A 17,535-nucleotide genomic window follows, 5' to 3' on the forward strand; every position below is an offset into this window, starting at 1 on the left:
CGAGAGGCCAAAGGGGGCAGACTGTAAATCTGTTACGTTTCGTTTCGATGGTTCGAATCCGTCCTCCCCCACCATTAGCATGGTTTATACCATGCTTTTTTTATTTTATAAAAAATAAATTATAATCATATTATTTTTTATGAATATATTAAATGTTGACATAGTATAATTATATTGATAAAATATTCTAGAAATAAAATTTGATATTAGTTCTTATCCAGAGAGGTGGAGGGATAAAGGCCCTGTGAAACCCGGCAACCTATTAACAGTTAAAAGTTAATAGTTAAGATTAGAGAAAACTATTAGGATTTCATCTATAACTATGAACTATAAACTAAGAATTATTAACTAGGTTAATGTGGTGCAAATTCCTGCAGAACAATTAAGTTTGCAAGATAAGAAAGACCTTAGATAATTATAGTCTCTTCTTTTTGCAAGAGGCTTTTTTTATTGCTTAGAATTAATATCAAAACGAGAGGAGCTAAGCAAAATGAGAAGATTATTTACTTCAGAATCAGTTACAGAAGGGCATCCAGATAAAATATGTGATCAAATTTCGGATGCAGTATTAGACAGTATATTAGAAAAGGACCCAACAGCTAGAGTTGCTTGCGAAACAGCAGTAACAACAGGAATGGTACTAGTAATGGGAGAAATATCAACATCTTGTTATGTAGATATTCCTAAAGTAGTTAGAAAAACAATTAGAGAAATTGGATATGATAGAGCTAAATATGGATTTGATTGTGATACATGTTCAGTATTAACATCTATTGATGAACAATCTGGAGATATTGCAATGGGAGTTGATGAAGCTTTAGAATCTAGAGCAGGAACAAAGGATGATGTTGAAGCAGTAGGAGCTGGAGATCAAGGAATGATGTTTGGTTATGCTACTAATGAAACACCAGAATTTATGCCTTCACCAATTGCCATGGCACATAGATTGTCAAGAAGATTAACTGAAGTTAGAAAAAATGAAACTTTACCTTATTTAAGACCAGATGGAAAAACTCAAGTTACAGTTGAGTATGATGATAATAAAGTTGTAAGAATTGATGCAATAGTTATTTCAACTCAACATGATGAGCATGTAAGTCAAGAGCAAATAAGAGAAGATTTAATGGAGCATGTAATTAAACATGTTATTCCAGCTGAATTATTAGATGAATCAACTAAATATTACATTAATCCTACTGGAAGATTTGTTGTTGGTGGACCACAAGGTGATAGTGGATTAACAGGAAGAAAGATTATAGTTGATACTTACGGAGGATATGGAAGACACGGTGGTGGTGCTTTCTCAGGAAAAGATCCAACAAAAGTTGATAGATCAGCAGCTTATGCAGCAAGATGGGTAGCTAAGAATTTAGTTGCAGCTGGTGTTGCAGATAAGTTAGAAATTCAATTGGCTTATGCAATAGGTGTTGCAAAGCCGGTTTCTATAGAAGTTGAAACTTTTGGAACAGGTAAATTAAATGAAGAAGAAATAACAAGAATTGTAGAAAAAGTATTTGATTTAAGACCAGGAGCTATAATAAGGGATCTTGATTTAAGAAGACCTATATACAGACAAACAGCAGCTTATGGTCACTTTGGTAGAAATGATTTAAATTTACCTTGGGAACAATTAAATAAAGTAGAAGAAATTAAGAAATACTTATAATAAAAAAGCGAAGACTCATGTCTTCGCTTTTTTATTAGATTGAAAAGAAATTTACTCAGTTAGAAAATTAGTAGTTTATCATGAAACTATTCCTAAAGTAATAACTATTAACTCAAAACTCTTAACTAGAATAAACTATTTTTCCGTTTACGATAGTCATTTTAATATCAATATTATCATCGAATAAAACTAAATCAGCATCAAAATTTTCTTTTATTTGACCTTTTTTATCATCCACTCTACAATATTTAGCACCGTTAAATGAAGCCATTTTAACTATTTCGTATAAAGGATAATCAGTATTTTCGTATATGTTTTTGATTGCTTTATTTAAAGTTAAAATTGATCCTGCTAATGCACCATTCTCAAGTCTTGCTGATCCATCTTTAACTATGACTGGTTGTCCTCCTAGGGCATAATTTCCATCTGGCATTCCACAAGCACACATTGCATCTGTAACTAATAAAGTTTTATCAGTTCCTTTTTGTTTATAAGCTATTCTTAATGATGGATAGGATATGTGTATACCATCAGAAATAGTTTCAGTAGTAATATCAGTATCAAAGGTTGCACCTACAACACCAGGTTCTCTATGAGTGAAGCCTGTCATTGCATTAAATAAATGAGTTGAGTGACAGAAGCCACATTTGATACCTTCAATTGCTTCTTCATAAGTAGCTTTAGTATGACCTATAGAGCAACGAATACCCTTTTCGGTTAATATACTAGCAAGTTCTTTAGCTCCATCAACTTCTGGTGCCATTGTAATTGATACTACAGAATCCATTGCATCTCCAGTCATAGATTCAAAATTTTCAAAAGTTGGTTTAATTAAATAGTTAGGATTTTGAGCTCCAATGGCATTAGGACTGATAAAAGGTCCTTCTAAGTGTGCGCCTAAAACTTGAGCACCATCTGTACCTTCAAGTTTAGCTTTTTTTATTGCAGTCATAGATTTTAATATGTCTTCTGCTGACATCGTCATTGTAGTTGGTGTAAATGAAGTTGTACCATACTTACAGATGGTTTTGGAAATTTCATTTATTGCGTCAAATGTACCATCCATAGTATCATATCCTCCAGCTCCGTGTATATGAATGTCTATAAATCCAGGAGCTACATATAAACCTTTACAGTCGATGACTGAATCAGAAGAAGTAGTATTTGGATTTATTTCTTTAATAATACCGTTTTCAATTAATATAGAGCCTTTTTCAATTTTATCTAGAAAAATAATATTACAGTTTTTTAATAACATATTAAATAACCTCCCTATGATGTTTAAGCTTTTTATTATAAGCAAATAATTTATAAGTGAATAAGAAGAGTATAAATTAACAATCAAAATTTCACTTATGATATAATTATATAATATTAATAAGTAAAATAAAATGTTTGGAGCGATAATATGGAGATATTAGATGGCTTAGTTGAAGCAGTAATTTTTAGAAGTGAAGATAGCGGATATGTAGTAGCTAAAATTACAGCGAATAAAGAGGTTGTTACGATTGTTGGAATAATGCCGTTATTAAAAGAAGGTCAACAAATAGAGGTTAAAGGAAATTGGATTACACATAAACAATTTGGAAGACAATTTAATGTAGAAGAATATAAAGAGCTTCTTCCAACTTCTGTTAAGGAAATTGAAAAATATTTAAGCACAGGCATAATACATGGAATAGGGCCAGTAACAGCAAAAAAAATAGTAAAAGCATTTGGAGAAGAAACTTTAAATATATTAGACAATAATATTGAAAGACTCAAAGAAGTTGAAGGTATTGGTGAAAAGAAGTATAACATTATTTATGATTCATATTTAGAAAGCAAAGAACTTAAAGATATAATTATGTTTTTTCAAAAACATGGAGTAACAATAAATCAATGCTTAAAAATATATAAAAAATTTGGTCCAGATTCTCAAGATATTGTATCTAAAAATCCATATATTTTAAGTGATGAAATTTCTGGAATAGGTTTTCTAACTTCAGATAGAATTGCAAAAAGCTTAGGAATTGAGCCAGTATCGGATTTTAGAATTCAAAGTGGAATAAGATATGTTTTAAATAATTTTTCAGGTTTAGGAAATACATATATGCCTAAAGATAAGCTAATAAAAGAGTGTCAAAAGGTCTTGGTTGTAGATAAAGAGTTAATAGAAGCAAATATATATAATAGCGTATTAGAGGGTAAAATAAAAGTAGAAAAAATTAATGATGTAGAAGCTGTGTATGCTCTGCCATATTATTTTTGTGAATTAGGAGTAACCAATAAAATTATTACTTTAAGTATTGAAAACTTTCAAACTATAAACTCTGATATTTCTTTTGAAATATCTAGTTTTGAAAAGAAAAATAATATAGAATTTGCAGATTCTCAAAAGGAGGCTATACTAGGAGCTTTTGAAAATGGGATAGAGATAATTACTGGTGGTCCTGGTACAGGTAAGACTACTATAATTAAATGTATAATAGAGATATATGAAAATAATGGGATGAAAGTTCTTTTAGCAGCACCAACAGGAAGAGCAGCTAAGAGGATGACAGAATCAACAGGAAGAGAAGCAAAAACTATACATAGACTACTAGAAATGGGTGTAAGCGATGATGAAAATTCATTTTTTGGTAAAGGTGAAGGTGAACCATTAGAAGGAGATGTAATAATAATAGATGAAGCATCCATGATTGATATAATGCTTATGAATAGCTTACTTAAGGCTATTAAACTTGGAACAAGAGTTATCATAGTTGGAGACGTTGATCAGCTTCCATCAGTAGGTCCTGGAAATGTTTTAAGGGATTTAATAAATAGTGAATTTATTAAGGTTGTAAGGCTTAAAGAAATATTTAGGCAGGGAAAAGAAAGTATGATTATCACTAATGCACATAGAATAAATAATGGTGAGTTGCCATACTTGAATAAAAAAGGTGGAGATTTCTTTTTTGATAATAGAGAAAGTAATGAAGAAATTTTGTCCACTATTTTAGATTTAGTAAATAGAAGATTACCCCTTTTTAATCCTAAGTGGGATAAAACAAGAGATATTCAAGTTCTTTCTCCTACTAGGAAAGGAATATTAGGAGTAGATAACTTAAATAATGAGCTTCAAGCTATATTAAATCCACCTAGTAAAAATAAAAAAGAGAGAAATATTAAGGATATAATTTTTAGAGAAGGCGATAAGGTAATGCAAACTAAAAATAATTATTCTTTAAAATGGAATAGAACAGGTGGATATGGCGATAATGAAGGTGTAGGGGTATTTAATGGTGATATGGGATTTATTGAATCGATTAGTGAGGAAAGTAGAACTGTCACTGTTGTATTTGATGATGAAAGAAGAATTGTATACGATAATATATATGTAGAAGAGTTAGAGTTAGCTTATGCAATTACTATTCATAAGAGTCAAGGTAGTGAATTTAAAGTTGTAATCACACCTTCATTTATGGGTTCAGCTTTTTTAATGAATAGAAATATTTTGTATACAGGTATAACTAGAGCAAAAGAATTAGTTGTAGTTGTAGGTAATCAAAAATCACTAAAATACATGGTAGATAATACAAATAGTATGGAGAGATATTCATCATTAAAAGAAAGAATTGTAGATATTGTATCTGATGATAAAATAAAAGAAGAATAGATAATGGAGTTCTGATACTATGAATTATAAGGAATTGAGTAATACTTTTAAAAAGATAAATAAATGGTATGGTAAAAAAACAAAGGTTTTATCAATAAAGACGAGGCCTTTTAATACAGTTGAAATTTTTTCAAATATAATAAATAAAGTTGTAGGTAGAGAAAGTAATATACTATACGTATTCTGTAGCAAAAAAGAAAAATATGCATATGAACAACAAAATGAACTATATGAATATATTAATGAGACTATAGAAAAAGAAAAAATTGAAAGCAAAATTAAATTTATTTTTATAGATGAAATTAATAAAATAGACAATTTATATGATTTAGTTATATTTGATGACATAAGTTTATTTTCTAAATCTAGTAATAAATACATTAGGGAAGCCATAGAAGATATATATTGGAATTGTAATAAAATAATAGTGTATGCCTCAGAATATATTTTCCCTATTGGAGAAAAATTTGAAATTAATTATATGCCATCACAAGAACCGATGATAGAACCACGATTAATGAATACTAGAATAAAATTAGAACAGGATATTCCACTTTCCTTATTTGAATACTTTAGGTGGTTTAAGGAAAATAAAAGAATTGTTTTAATAGTGGTTCCTTCAGAAGATAAATTAAATAAAGTTTATAATCATTATTACAATATTTTAAAAGAATTAAATATAAGAGTAGTTCGCTATAGTAAAAATCAAGATTTCAGCTTTATTAAAGAAATAATAGATGGTTATAGTGATGCTTTATTTATAGTAACAAATAATTGTGGACAGTATATAAAAAATATTCCTGATGTAAATATAATAATGTTGTTTGCAGACGATATGTTTTATTCATATAAGAAGATACTATATATGTGTGCAGCAATTAATGTTAAAAGTAATATTCATTCAGAAGCAATAATGGTATCTAGGGAAGTTTCTGAAGAAATGGATAAAGCTAAAAATATGGCGAGATCATTTAATAAAAATTTGTGGGAAAGACAATATTTAAAATATTAAAAAATATATATCAGGAGTTATTAGATATAGTTTATCCGATAGAAGAAAAGTGTATTCTTTGTGAAATAGAAGGATTTATAGGGATATGTGATTGCTGTAAATCTGAAATTAAGAAATGTGATGTTGAGGATAAAACTAATATTTCATATGGGTTTTATGGAGGATTATTAAAAAAGTTAATTTTAGAATTTAAATATAATAAAAATTTTACTGCTGGAGAGATATTATCAAATTTAATTTTAGAGATAATAAATAATCAGAGTATTAATGCTGATGTAATTTGTTATGTTCCTATGACTAAAAAAGCAATTAGAAAAAGGGGATTTAATCAATGTGAAATTATGGCAAGAAACATTAGTTATAATACAGATATTCCAATTAGTAATTGTGTAATAAAGTCAAAGCATACAAAGGAGCAGAAGACTTTAAGTAAAGATGAAAGAAAAAGTAATATTAAAGGAGTCTTTAATATAAAAAGTAGCAAAGATATAAAGGATAAACATGTTATATTGATAGATGATGTTGTTACTACTGGAGCTACAGTAGATGAATGTAAAAATATTTTATTAAAATATGGTGCAAATAAAATTACGGTATTGACAATTGCTAAAAGCAATATATAATAGTAATGTAAAGTTAGGTCTGTGGATGAAAGTCGATGCCAGTCGCAGGCGAAACGATCCACGTAAGTTAGACAAAGTTTTAATGAGCATGGTGCGGTATAGAGGTAAGTCCTGCCAGTAGAGATACTGAGAGTGTTAGTAGTGAGAGGTTAATTCCGGGTAGCAAAAGCTCCAGCAGGCGAGTGTGGGGGCAAAATCCAGGTCAGCTAACTTTATATAAAAAAACATCAATTCGTATGAGTTGATGTTTTTTTATTTTGTTTAAATATTAAGAGAAATAAAGGAAAATAGAGTTATGTAGAGTTAACAAGTTTAAATTTTCTGTAAATTCAGAAAACAATGCTTGTGGAATAAATTTGAAAATGGTAACATATAACTATACTAAATATTGAAATCTTAATAATTATAATTAGAACTTAAAGAGAGGGGTTGACCTTATGAGAGTAACAGTAATAGGAAAGAACATTAACGTAACACCTGCATTGAAAGAAATAGTAGAAAAGAAGATTTCGAAGCTAGACAAATACTTTGAACCTAATGTAACTGCGAGAGCTACATTAACAGTTCAAAAGAATAGTCAAATTTTTGAGGTGACAATACCTTTTAATGGCGTAGTTTTAAGATGTGAAGAATCTACAGATGATATGTATAAGTCTATAGATTTAGTGGAAAATAAACTTGAAAGACAAATCAGAAAGCAAAGAACAAAATTACAAAGAAGAAATAATGAGTCTTTAAGGTTTGGTAACTTTGATGAGGTTGCATCTGAGGAAGATGATAATGAAGGTGAAATAGTAAAAGTTAAGAGATTTAATATAAAACCAATGAGTACTGAAGAGGCTATATTACAAATGGAACTTGTTCAACATAATTTCTTTGTATTTAAAGATTGTGATACAGAAAATATTAATGTTATATATAAGAGAAAAGATGGAAATTATGGTTTGTTAGAGCCTGATTATGTTTAGAATATAATTTATTATATATAAGGAGAGCTATATTAAAGCTCTCCTTATTTTCATCTAAATGTTAAATAAAAGTAAAAGAGTTTAACCTATATACATTTATGTTGAATTATGAATATCATAAATGGTATAATTTATTAAGTAAAACATTAGAAGGGTAATTTTATATAAATTAAATAATTATATAAAAAGTTTAAATCCATTACTTAATTTTATATTCATTTTTATGAGTATTAATGTTGAAAGGAAATACATTATGGGATTTTTAGAAAAAGTTTTTGGAACATATAGTGAGAGAGAAGTTAAAAAACTTCAATCAATTGCAGATAAAATAGAAGCTTTAGATGAAGGAATGCAAAAGCTTACTGATGAAGAATTACAAGCTAAAACTGTAGAATTTAAGGAGAGAATACAAAAAGGTGAATCTTTAGATAGTTTATTACCAGAAGCATTTGCTGTTTGTAGAGAAGCTTCAAGCAGAGTGCTTGGAATGAAGCATTTTAGAGTGCAATTACTTGGAGGGATGGTTTTACATCAAGGAAGAATTGCTGAAATGAAAACTGGGGAAGGTAAAACATTAGTTGCAACTTTACCAGCATATTTAAATGGATTAACTGGCAAGGGTGTTCATGTTATAACAGTAAATGATTATTTAGCTAAAACTCAAATGGAAGAAATGGGAGTGCTTTATAATTTCTTAGGATTAACAACTGGATGTATAATTCATGGAATTACACCAGAACAAAGAAGAGCTGCTTATGCATGTGATATTACTTACGGAACAAATAATGAATTCGGATTTGATTACTTAAGAGATAATATGGTAATACATATGGAAGACAGAGTTCAAAGAGATCTTAACTTCTGTATAGTGGATGAAGTTGACTCAATTTTAATAGATGAGGCTAGAACTCCTCTTATTATTTCTGGAATGGGAGATAAGTCTACTAAGTTCTACAATGTTGCTGATAATTTTGTTAAAACACTAGTAAACGAGAAAGATTTTAATGTTGATGAAAAGGCTAATGCTGTTTTATTAACTGAGGATGGTATAGTTAAAGCTGAAAAATATTTTGGAATAGAAAACTATGCTGATTCTCAAAACTTAGAATTACAACATTATGTTACTCAGGCTTTAAAGGCTAACTATACTATGAAGGCTGATAAAGACTATATGGTAAAAGATAATGAAGTAGTAATAATAGATGAATTTACAGGAAGACTTATGGAAGGTAGAAGATATTCAGATGGTCTTCATCAAGCAATTGAAGCTAAAGAAAATGTTAAAATTCAAAGAGAGTCAAAAACTTTAGCAACAATTACATTCCAAAATTATTTCAGAATGTATGCTAAATTATCAGGAATGACTGGTACTGCATTAACTGAAGAAAATGAATTTAGAGAAATATATAATCTTGATGTTATAGTAATACCAACTAATAAACCAGTTCAAAGAATTGACCAATCAGATATGGTTTATAAAAATCAATCTGGTAAGTATAAAGCTATAGTTGAAGAAATAGTAAAATCACATGAAAAGGGTCAACCAGTACTTGTTGGTACAGCAAGTGTTGATAAATCTGAATATATTTCTTCTTTATTAAAGAAGAGAGGAATTAAGCATCAAGTGCTTAATGCTAAATATCATGCACAAGAAGCCGAAATAATTTCTCATGCAGGAGAATTAGGTATGGTTACTATAGCTACTAATATGGCTGGTAGAGGTACTGATATTAAGCTTGGTGAAGGAGTTAGAGAAGCAGGTGGATTAAAGGTTCTTGGTACTGAAAGACATGAATCAAGAAGAATAGATAATCAGCTTAGAGGTAGATCAGGTCGTCAAGGGGATCCAGGTGAATCTATATTCTTCATTTCTTTAGAAGATGATTTAATGAGAATATTTGGTTCAGAAAAGATTCAAGGAATTATTGATAAATTAGGTCTTGAAGAAACTGAAGCTATAGAAAGTAAAATGGTTACTAAGGCTATAGAAAATGCTCAAAAGAAGGTTGAAGGAAATAACTTTGACATAAGAAAGAACCTTCTTGGATATGATGATGTTATGAATCTTCAAAGAGAAGTTATTTATAGACAAAGAACTGAAGTTTTAGAAGGTAAGAATTTAAAAGAGCAAATAGAAGGAATGATTCAAGAAGTTATATCTGATGCTGTTAATTCACATTTAAGTGGAGACGTTCAAGATATAGAAGCTGAAATCAAAACATTACTTCAATATTTAGAGGAAATTTGTTTACCACACGGTATTGTAACTGTACAAGAATTAGCAGATTTATCTAATGAACAAATAAAAGATAAGCTAACTGAAACTGTTATGAATATATATAAGGGTAAAGAACTTGAATTTGGTGAAGAACAATTAAGAGAAATTGAAAGAGTAGTTCTTTTAAGAGTTGTTGATCAAAAATGGATGGCTCATATAGATAACATGGATCATTTAAAACAAGGAATGGGATTAAGAGCATATAAGCAACAAGACCCAATTCAAGCATACCAAATGGAAGGTAGTGCAATGTTTGAAGAAATGATTGAGGGAATTAAGCTTGAAACAGTTAAATTCTTATTCCATGTAAGAGTTGAAAGACCAGTTGAAAGAGAAAAGGTTGCAGAAGAAACTTCAGCAAGTCATGGAGAAGATGATAAGAGCTTAAAAAAAGAACCAGTAAGAAATGATCATAAGTTTGGAAGAAACGACTTATGCCCTTGTGGTAGTGGAAAAAAATATAAGAATTGTTGTGGAAGAGAAGCATAATAAAAAAGTGCCTAAAGGGCACTTTTTTATTAAGTTAGTAGTTAAGGTGGAAACTCCTTTGGGAGTTTCTTAAATATATATTTAAATAAATTCAGCCTAGGCTGAATTTTCTCAATAGAGTACTAACTAAAAACTCTTAACTAATTCAAAGGGGTGATTTTTGTGTTAATCAAGTTAGAACAAGAACTTTCAAAGGTTAGTGGCTTAAAAGAAACATTAAAAGAAATGGGGGCTTCACTTTGACAAGGAAAGCCTAGAAAAAAGATTTCAAGAACTTGAGCTTCAAATGCAAGAAAAAGGTTTTTGGGATGATGTTAAAAGAGCCGAAGAAGTTACTAAGGAAAGTAAAGGAATTAAAGATAGAATAGATAGATATGAAAGTTTAGTAAGAAGATTAGATGATGTCGAAGTATTAGCTGAACTTGCAGAGGATGATGAGGAAACAGTTAATGAGGTTATTTCTGAAATCAGGGATATTGAAAAGCTAATTGAAGAATATAAAATTGAACTTTTATTATCAGGGGAATATGATAAAAATGATGCTATATTAAGTTTACATGCTGGTGTTGGTGGAAGTGATGCTAATGACTGGACGCTTATGCTTCTTAGAATGTATACAAGATGGTGTGAAAAGAAGGGGTATAAAGTTGAAACTCTAGACTTACTTGAAGGTGATGAAGCTGGAATAAAGAGTGCAACATTGAGAGTAAAAGGAGAGTTTGCATATGGATACCTTAAAGCTGAAAAGGGAGTTCATAGACTAGTAAGAATTTCTCCATTTAACGCAAATGGTAAAAGACAAACATCATTTGCATCAATTGAAGTATTGCCTGAACTTACTAAAGATCAAGATATAGATATAAGACAAGAAGATTTAAAAGTAGATACATTTAGAGCAAGTGGAGCTGGTGGGCAACATGTCAATAAGACTGAATCTGCAATTAGAATTACACATATTCCTACAGGTATCATAGTTCAATGTCAAAATGAAAGAAGTCAATTTGCAAATAGGGATACAGCAATGTCTATGCTTAAATCTAAGCTTATAGAGCTTAAAGAAAGAGCTCATAAAGAAAAAATAGAAGATTTAACTGGGGAACTTAAAGATATGGGATGGGGAAGTCAAATAAGATCATATGTATTCCATCCATATAATATGGTTAAAGATCATAGAACCAATGAGGAAACTGCAAATGTTAATGCCGTTATGAATGGAGAAATTGATCAATTTATTACTACTTATTTAAAAAGTATATCAAAATAATAAAAATAACAGCTAATTTTATTAGCTGTTATTTTTATTTATCTTGATTTTGAATTAAGTCTCATTAATGTAATAAATATTATTGAAAAACCAAATATTAATGCAATAATTAATGCACTAGTATATCCTTTAATATAGAATATAGTAGCAGATATTACTGCAATTAAGGCAATTGCTCTAAAAAGTATTGAGCTATTTTTATGAAGTAAAAACTTATTCTTAGAAAAAATACCCCATATAATTAATAGTATTAAAACTATTGATATTAAAGTAATAGAATTTTGACTATAAATGAACCTTGTTAATCCACTATAACAAGAAGTTTTTATTTCTGTTTCAACTATTTTATAAACTGTATCTATAGAAGATGTATCTATATAATCTATTGTATCTTCTGGTGTATGAATTCGTGTTTTATCACTATGACAGAAGCTCAATGCATCAATATTTAAATTATTAAAGCTTGCATGATCACTTGAATTCTCATATAAAACCTCATAATCTATTGAATTATCCTTACATATAGATTTTATAGATTCTAGCAATTCTGAATCTGTATTTTTAAATTTACTTCCTTGCATTAAGCTTATAGGATAATCAGCACTACCAATCATATCAAAATTTATGACTTTTGAATCTTGAATATTAAATAAATTTTCTTCAGCAAAGGCTTTAGAGCCTAAAAGACCAAATTCTTCAGCATTTAAAGCAACAAAAATAATATCTCTTTCAGGTTTTCCATAAGTTGAAAGACTTCTACTTAATTCTAATATAAATGAAGTACCAGAGGCATTATCTAAGGCCCCAGAATAACTAGTACCTAATCCATCCTTTCCAAGATGGTCATAGTGAGCTGTAATTATAAATGGGGAAAGGGAAGAATTAGACCCTTTGATTACACCAATAACATTAGATATTGTTTTTTCTTCTTCCTCAAATGGAACATGAATTGAAATTTGTTTTCCTTCATTTAAACTAGAAGTTATTTTATCAAAAGCATTTTGTGAAACCATAATTACAGCATCTTTTGCGAAATCACTGAAAAATGAGCTTCTAAATGAAAAATTATTATCTTTTGGAACATATAATAAAAATGTTCCATCATCACATGTTATATCAAGATAAGATAAATAAGAGTTTATTTTATCAGACTTTGAAAATGAAAAAGTATTATTTTTAAAATTAATCATATCTTCTTTAAAGTCAACCCCATATTGAAGTTCTTCTTCAGTATCTCCGTTATATTCAATTTTCAAGTATGGAGAAGTATTTGTAGTTACAGGACAAATAGTATTAAAATCTTGAGTATAATTGCCATCACCATTTAAAGTTTTTAATCCATAATCAATAAATCTATTTTTTATTATTTCTGCAGCAACTAAGTTTTCGGTGCTACCAGCTAATCTACCACCTAATGTATCTGATGATAAGACATATATATTATTACGAACATTGGTTGAATCAAATTCCGAATATGTATTATTAAGATAGAGTGTAGTTAATAGAAAAAAGGATATTATTGATAAAATCGAAAAGTATAATATATTTTTTTTCATAAAAAGATACCTCACAAATATTAGTATACTTAATAATATTATTGGAGGTTTTACATTATAACTGAAATTTTAAAATTAACTGAGATTCCAAATTTTAATTTGGCAAATCGAAGTTACTCATCCGACGTTAAGGAGGAGGAGTTTCTTTTGAGATTCCAAATTTTAATTTGGCAAATCGAAGTTACTCATCCGACGTTAAGGAGGAGGAGTTTCTTTTGAGCATTCCAAATTTTAATTTGGCAAACAAAATTTATTCATCCTATGTTAAATATGAAAAGTTTCCTTTTAGATTATTAACTTTTATTTAAATACTATATTCTAAATTTTAATGTAAGCAATAGAATGTTATTTTTATATGGAAATGTTTATGATAAGTTTATGTTTAATTTAAGCTTTATTTTGAATAAGCTCAAATAAGCATTGGAATAAAGAAAATAAAATACATATATATACAAATATGTTGAGCTGATCTTTTAATACGTAAAAAACTCCACCGATTATAACTGAAAATAATATAACACCACTAATAAACTTTAAAAAGTTAGATTTGCCAGTTAAGAGTTGTGTTGTAGCAGTAAATAATATAATTATTAGAGTTAAAAAAATAAATACATTTCTAAGGTTAGTTGAAAAGTCAATTACATAAAATTGATTTAGTGCTAAGAGTGTAATAAAAACTATAAGACAGATATTTAAGAAGCCATACAAAAATTTATTCAAGATAAATTCACCTCGCATAGTAAATGGTAATATTTTACAAATAAATTATACTATTCTATTAACATAATAGCAATAGTGTAAAATTATGTTATACTAATTAATAGAGTTATTTGTGTAAATAATATAATTTATAGGAGGCACTTATGGTAAATATAGAAGAAAGATTAGTTAAAGAGTTAGGAATAACTTTAAAACAAGTTCAAAATGTAATTAAATTATTAGATGAAGGAAATACGGTTCCTTTTATCTCTAGATATAGAAAAGAACAAACTGGCGGATTAAGTGATGATGTATTAAGAAAATTCTTCGAAAGATTAACATATTTAAGAAATTTAAAAGAAAGAAAAGAAGACGTTTTAAGGTTAATAGATGAGCAAGGAAAGCTTAATGATGATATAGTTAAAGCTTTAGAAAAAGCAGATACATTAACAGAGGTTGAAGATATTTATAGACCATACAAGCAAAAGAAGAGAACTAGAGCAACAATAGCATTAGAAAAAGGGTTAAAGCCATTAGCTGATTTGATTTTAGAAGGTAATTTTAAGGGAAATTTAAATGAAGAAGCAAGTAAATATATAAATGAAGAAAAGAAAGTACTTACTGAAGAAGAAGCTATAAATGGAGCATTAGACATAGTTGCAGAAGTAATTTCGGATGAAGCTGCTTTTAGAAAGTGGATAAGAGAGTTTGTAATGAGGGAAGGAAAAATTGAATCAAAGGGTTCAAGTGAAGAACCAACACCTTTTGAAATGTACTATGAATATAGTGAAGATGTAAATAAAATTCCTGCTCATAGAATATTGGCTATAAATAGGGGAGAGAAGGAGAAGGTCTTATCTGTTAAGATAGTAGCAAATGAAGATAAAATAATAACATATCTTCAAAATAGATTGCTAAAAAATAATGAAGTAACTGATGAATATTTAAAATTAGCAATAAAAGATTCATTTAAGAGATTGATTTATCCATCAATAGAAAGGGAAATTAGAAGTCAATTAACTGATAAAGGTGAAGAAGGAGCTATACTAATATTCAAAGAAAATTTAAAAGCATTACTTATGCAAGCACCTATTAAAGGTAAGGTAGTTATGGGTTATGATCCTGGATTTAGAACAGGTTGTAAGGTTGCAGTATTAGATCCAACAGGTAAGTTCTTAGAAAAAGCTACTGTATATCCAACTGTTCCTAAGAAAGATATAGAAGGAACTAAAAAACTATTAAAAGAGCTTATATATAAGCATAATGTTGATGTTATTTCTTTAGGAAATGGTACTGCATCAAGAGAATCAGAAGAAGTAATATCTGAAATGTTAACTGAAATTAAGAATGAAAGTGGAAAAGAGTTAGCTTATGTTATTGTTTCAGAAGCAGGAGCATCAGTTTATTCGGCATCTGAGCTTGCAGCTAAGGAATATCCAGATTTAGATGTAACTATAAGAGGAGCTATTTCTATAGGAAGAAGATTACAAGATCCTATGGCAGAGCTTGTTAAAATTGATCCAAAGGCTATTGGGGTTGGGCAATATCAACACGATGTTACACCTAAGAGATTAGATGAGTCATTAACAGGTGTAGTTGAAGATAGTGTTAATAAGGTAGGAGTTGATTTAAATACTGCAACACCGTCATTGTTAACTTATATTGCAGGAATTAATGCTTCTATAGCTAATAACATAGTTGCATATAGAGATGAAACTGGTGGATTTAAAAGCAGAAAAGAATTGTTAAAGGTAAAGAGATTAGGTCAAAAGGCATATGAACAATGTGCAGGATTCTTAAGAGTTATGGAAAGTAAAAATCCCTTAGATAACACAGCAGTTCATCCAGAATCATATGAAGCAGCTGAGAAATTAATAAATATTTTAGGATACTCTATGGATGACTTGAAAAATAAAAAATTAAGTGATATTGAAGATAGAGTAAAGGAAAAGGGATTAAAGAATTTAGAGTCAGAATTAGAAATTGGTGAATTAACACTAAAGGATATAATTAAAGAATTACAAAAACCTGGTAGAGACCCAAGAGAAGATATGCCAAAACCAATTTTAAAGACAGGGGTCATAGATTTAAAAGATTTACAGCCTGGAATGGAATTAATGGGTACAGTAAGAAATGTATCAGATTTTGGAGCTTTTGTTGATATTGGGGTTCACCAAGATGGATTAGTTCATAAGAGTCAAATGGCAAATAAATTTGTTAAGCATCCTTTAGATATAGTTAAGGTTGGAGATATAATTAAAGTTAAAATTATGGAAGTTGATGAAAAAAGAAAGAGAATTTCTTTAACTATGAAGGACGTTAAATAAAAGTATTGCAAAGTTCCATAATTAGTAATATAATGAAGTCAAAATAAATAATAAATATCTTCAGGGCAGGGTGTAATTCCCTACCGGCGGTATAGCCCGCGAGCAAGTTTTGCAGATTCGGTGTAACTCCGAAGCCGACAGTAAAGTCTGGATGAAAGAAGGTAAATAGTGATTTGAGTAATAACGATTTTTTTTGTTATATTTAATTATTGTTTTGTTTTTAATGCCCTGATGTAATTTTACATCAGGGTTTTTTGCATTAAATAATTAAATATTGGACAAACTAAAATAAGAATTATTTGAATAATCTATTGCCCCGAAGGATATCTTTTGGGAGGAGAAAATATATGAATTCATCAAAAAATTTAAACAAAATGGTTAAAATCTCTTTATTAGCTGCAATTGCTGTAGTGTTAATGTATTTTGATTTTCCAATAATACCTGCATTTCCATGGCTTAAAATTGATTTAAGTGAAGTGCCTGCATTAATGGGAGGCTTTGCTTATGGTCCGATAACTGGTGGAATAATAGTTATATTAAAGGTATTTTTAAGATTCTTAATAAAGGGGACAGAAACAGGATTTGTAGGAGAAACAGCAAATATTATAATTGGTCTTGCATTAGTTGTTCCTGCAGCTTGGTTATATAATAGAAATAAGAGTAAAAAGACCGCTATAGTAGGAATGGTTATAGGTGCATTAGTTATGCAAGTCCTAGGTATAGTTGCAAATGCATTTTTCTTATTACCTGCATATGGTATGAATTTAGAAGGAGCAGCTTTACTAAATTATATATTCTTAGGATTAGTACCTTTCAATGGTGTAAAAGCTTTAATAGTGTGTATAGCAACATATTTATTATATAAAAGAGTATCACGTGCGATATTTAAAGTTGATAGCAAGTTTGAAAGTAAGAAAAGAGAAGTAGCTTAATAATAAAAAGGGGCTGTCGCACTAAATAATTAGTGCGAGGCCCCTTTTGCAAAAAAAAAATAAATCCCAGACTCTATAAGC

General features: G+C 29.1%; 11 protein-coding genes and 2 riboswitches. Of the genes, 9 read left to right on the plus strand and 2 right to left on the minus strand.

Going from position 1 to position 17,535, the window contains the following annotated elements; translation table 11 throughout:
* Nucleotides 1–210: 210 nt before the first annotated feature.
* A riboswitch (SAM riboswitch) is annotated at nucleotides 211–402 on the plus strand.
* Between the two features lie 88 nt (nucleotides 403–490).
* Nucleotides 491–1,666, plus strand: a complete 1,176-nt coding sequence (metK, locus tag ABUA17_RS16380) for a methionine adenosyltransferase (protein ID WP_042399534.1) — start codon at nucleotides 491–493, stop codon at nucleotides 1,664–1,666.
* A 121-nt stretch (nucleotides 1,667–1,787) separates the two neighbouring features.
* Here metK and nagA read toward each other — a convergent pair whose 3' ends face one another.
* Complete coding sequence (gene nagA, locus ABUA17_RS16385; protein WP_042399536.1) at nucleotides 1,788–2,924, minus strand: N-acetylglucosamine-6-phosphate deacetylase; 1,137 nt, start codon at nucleotides 2,922–2,924, stop codon at nucleotides 1,788–1,790.
* 150 nt (nucleotides 2,925–3,074) lie between these two features.
* On the opposite strand from nagA, the gene recD2 reads away from it, so the two are divergent.
* The 6 genes from recD2 (at nucleotide 3,075) to prfB (ending at nucleotide 11,940) form a co-directional block, all read left to right on the plus strand.
* Nucleotides 3,075–5,306, plus strand: a complete 2,232-nt coding sequence (gene recD2, locus ABUA17_RS16390; RefSeq protein WP_055276720.1) for an SF1B family DNA helicase RecD2 — start codon at nucleotides 3,075–3,077, stop codon at nucleotides 5,304–5,306.
* A 19-nt stretch (nucleotides 5,307–5,325) separates the two neighbouring features.
* The gene (locus tag ABUA17_RS16395; RefSeq protein WP_154821330.1) at nucleotides 5,326–6,318 is read left to right on the plus strand and encodes a hypothetical protein; all 993 of its coding nucleotides are present in this window, start codon (nucleotides 5,326–5,328) and stop codon (nucleotides 6,316–6,318) included.
* Nucleotides 6,291–6,941 carry a ComF family protein gene (locus ABUA17_RS16400; protein WP_055291651.1) on the plus strand — a complete coding sequence of 217 codons (651 nt, stop codon included), beginning with the start codon at nucleotides 6,291–6,293 and terminating at the stop codon, nucleotides 6,939–6,941. Before ABUA17_RS16395 ends, ABUA17_RS16400 begins: the two co-directional genes overlap by 28 nt.
* A gap of 437 nt (nucleotides 6,942–7,378) precedes the next feature.
* The gene (gene hpf / locus ABUA17_RS16405) at nucleotides 7,379–7,909 is read left to right on the plus strand and encodes a ribosome hibernation-promoting factor, HPF/YfiA family (RefSeq protein ID WP_042399543.1); all 531 of its coding nucleotides are present in this window, start codon (nucleotides 7,379–7,381) and stop codon (nucleotides 7,907–7,909) included.
* 253 nt (nucleotides 7,910–8,162) lie between these two features.
* Nucleotides 8,163–10,676, plus strand: a complete 2,514-nt coding sequence (gene secA, locus ABUA17_RS16410; protein WP_042399544.1) for a preprotein translocase subunit SecA — start codon at nucleotides 8,163–8,165, stop codon at nucleotides 10,674–10,676.
* A 162-nt stretch (nucleotides 10,677–10,838) separates the two neighbouring features.
* A protein-coding gene (gene prfB, locus ABUA17_RS16415) for a peptide chain release factor 2 (protein ID WP_394805639.1) occupies nucleotides 10,839–11,940 on the plus strand; the annotation gives its coding sequence in 2 pieces (ribosomal slippage) (nucleotides 10,839–10,904 and nucleotides 10,906–11,940; 1,101 coding nt in all).
* A 38-nt stretch (nucleotides 11,941–11,978) separates the two neighbouring features.
* Here the strand turns inward: prfB and ABUA17_RS16420 are convergent.
* Nucleotides 11,979–13,496, minus strand: a complete 1,518-nt coding sequence (locus tag ABUA17_RS16420) for a M28 family metallopeptidase (protein WP_349818142.1) — start codon at nucleotides 13,494–13,496, stop codon at nucleotides 11,979–11,981.
* A gap of 863 nt (nucleotides 13,497–14,359) precedes the next feature.
* Here ABUA17_RS16420 and ABUA17_RS16425 point away from each other — a divergent pair.
* Nucleotides 14,360–16,522: a Tex family protein gene (locus tag ABUA17_RS16425; protein ID WP_055292178.1), complete on the plus strand. Its 2,163-nt coding sequence runs from the start codon at nucleotides 14,360–14,362 to the stop codon at nucleotides 16,520–16,522.
* Nucleotides 16,523–16,574: 52 nt separating this feature from the next.
* Nucleotides 16,575–16,689: riboswitch (FMN riboswitch) on the plus strand.
* Nucleotides 16,690–16,869: 180 nt separating this feature from the next.
* Nucleotides 16,870–17,454, plus strand: a complete 585-nt coding sequence (locus tag ABUA17_RS16430) for an ECF transporter S component (protein ID WP_042402466.1) — start codon at nucleotides 16,870–16,872, stop codon at nucleotides 17,452–17,454.
* Nucleotides 17,455–17,535: the final 81 nt, after the last annotated feature.

Origin of the sequence: Clostridium sp. RTP31139st1_H3_RTP31139_211217, assembly GCF_040227035.1 — a bacterium.
Lineage (GTDB): Bacteria > Bacillota > Clostridia > Clostridiales > Clostridiaceae > Clostridium > Clostridium saudiense.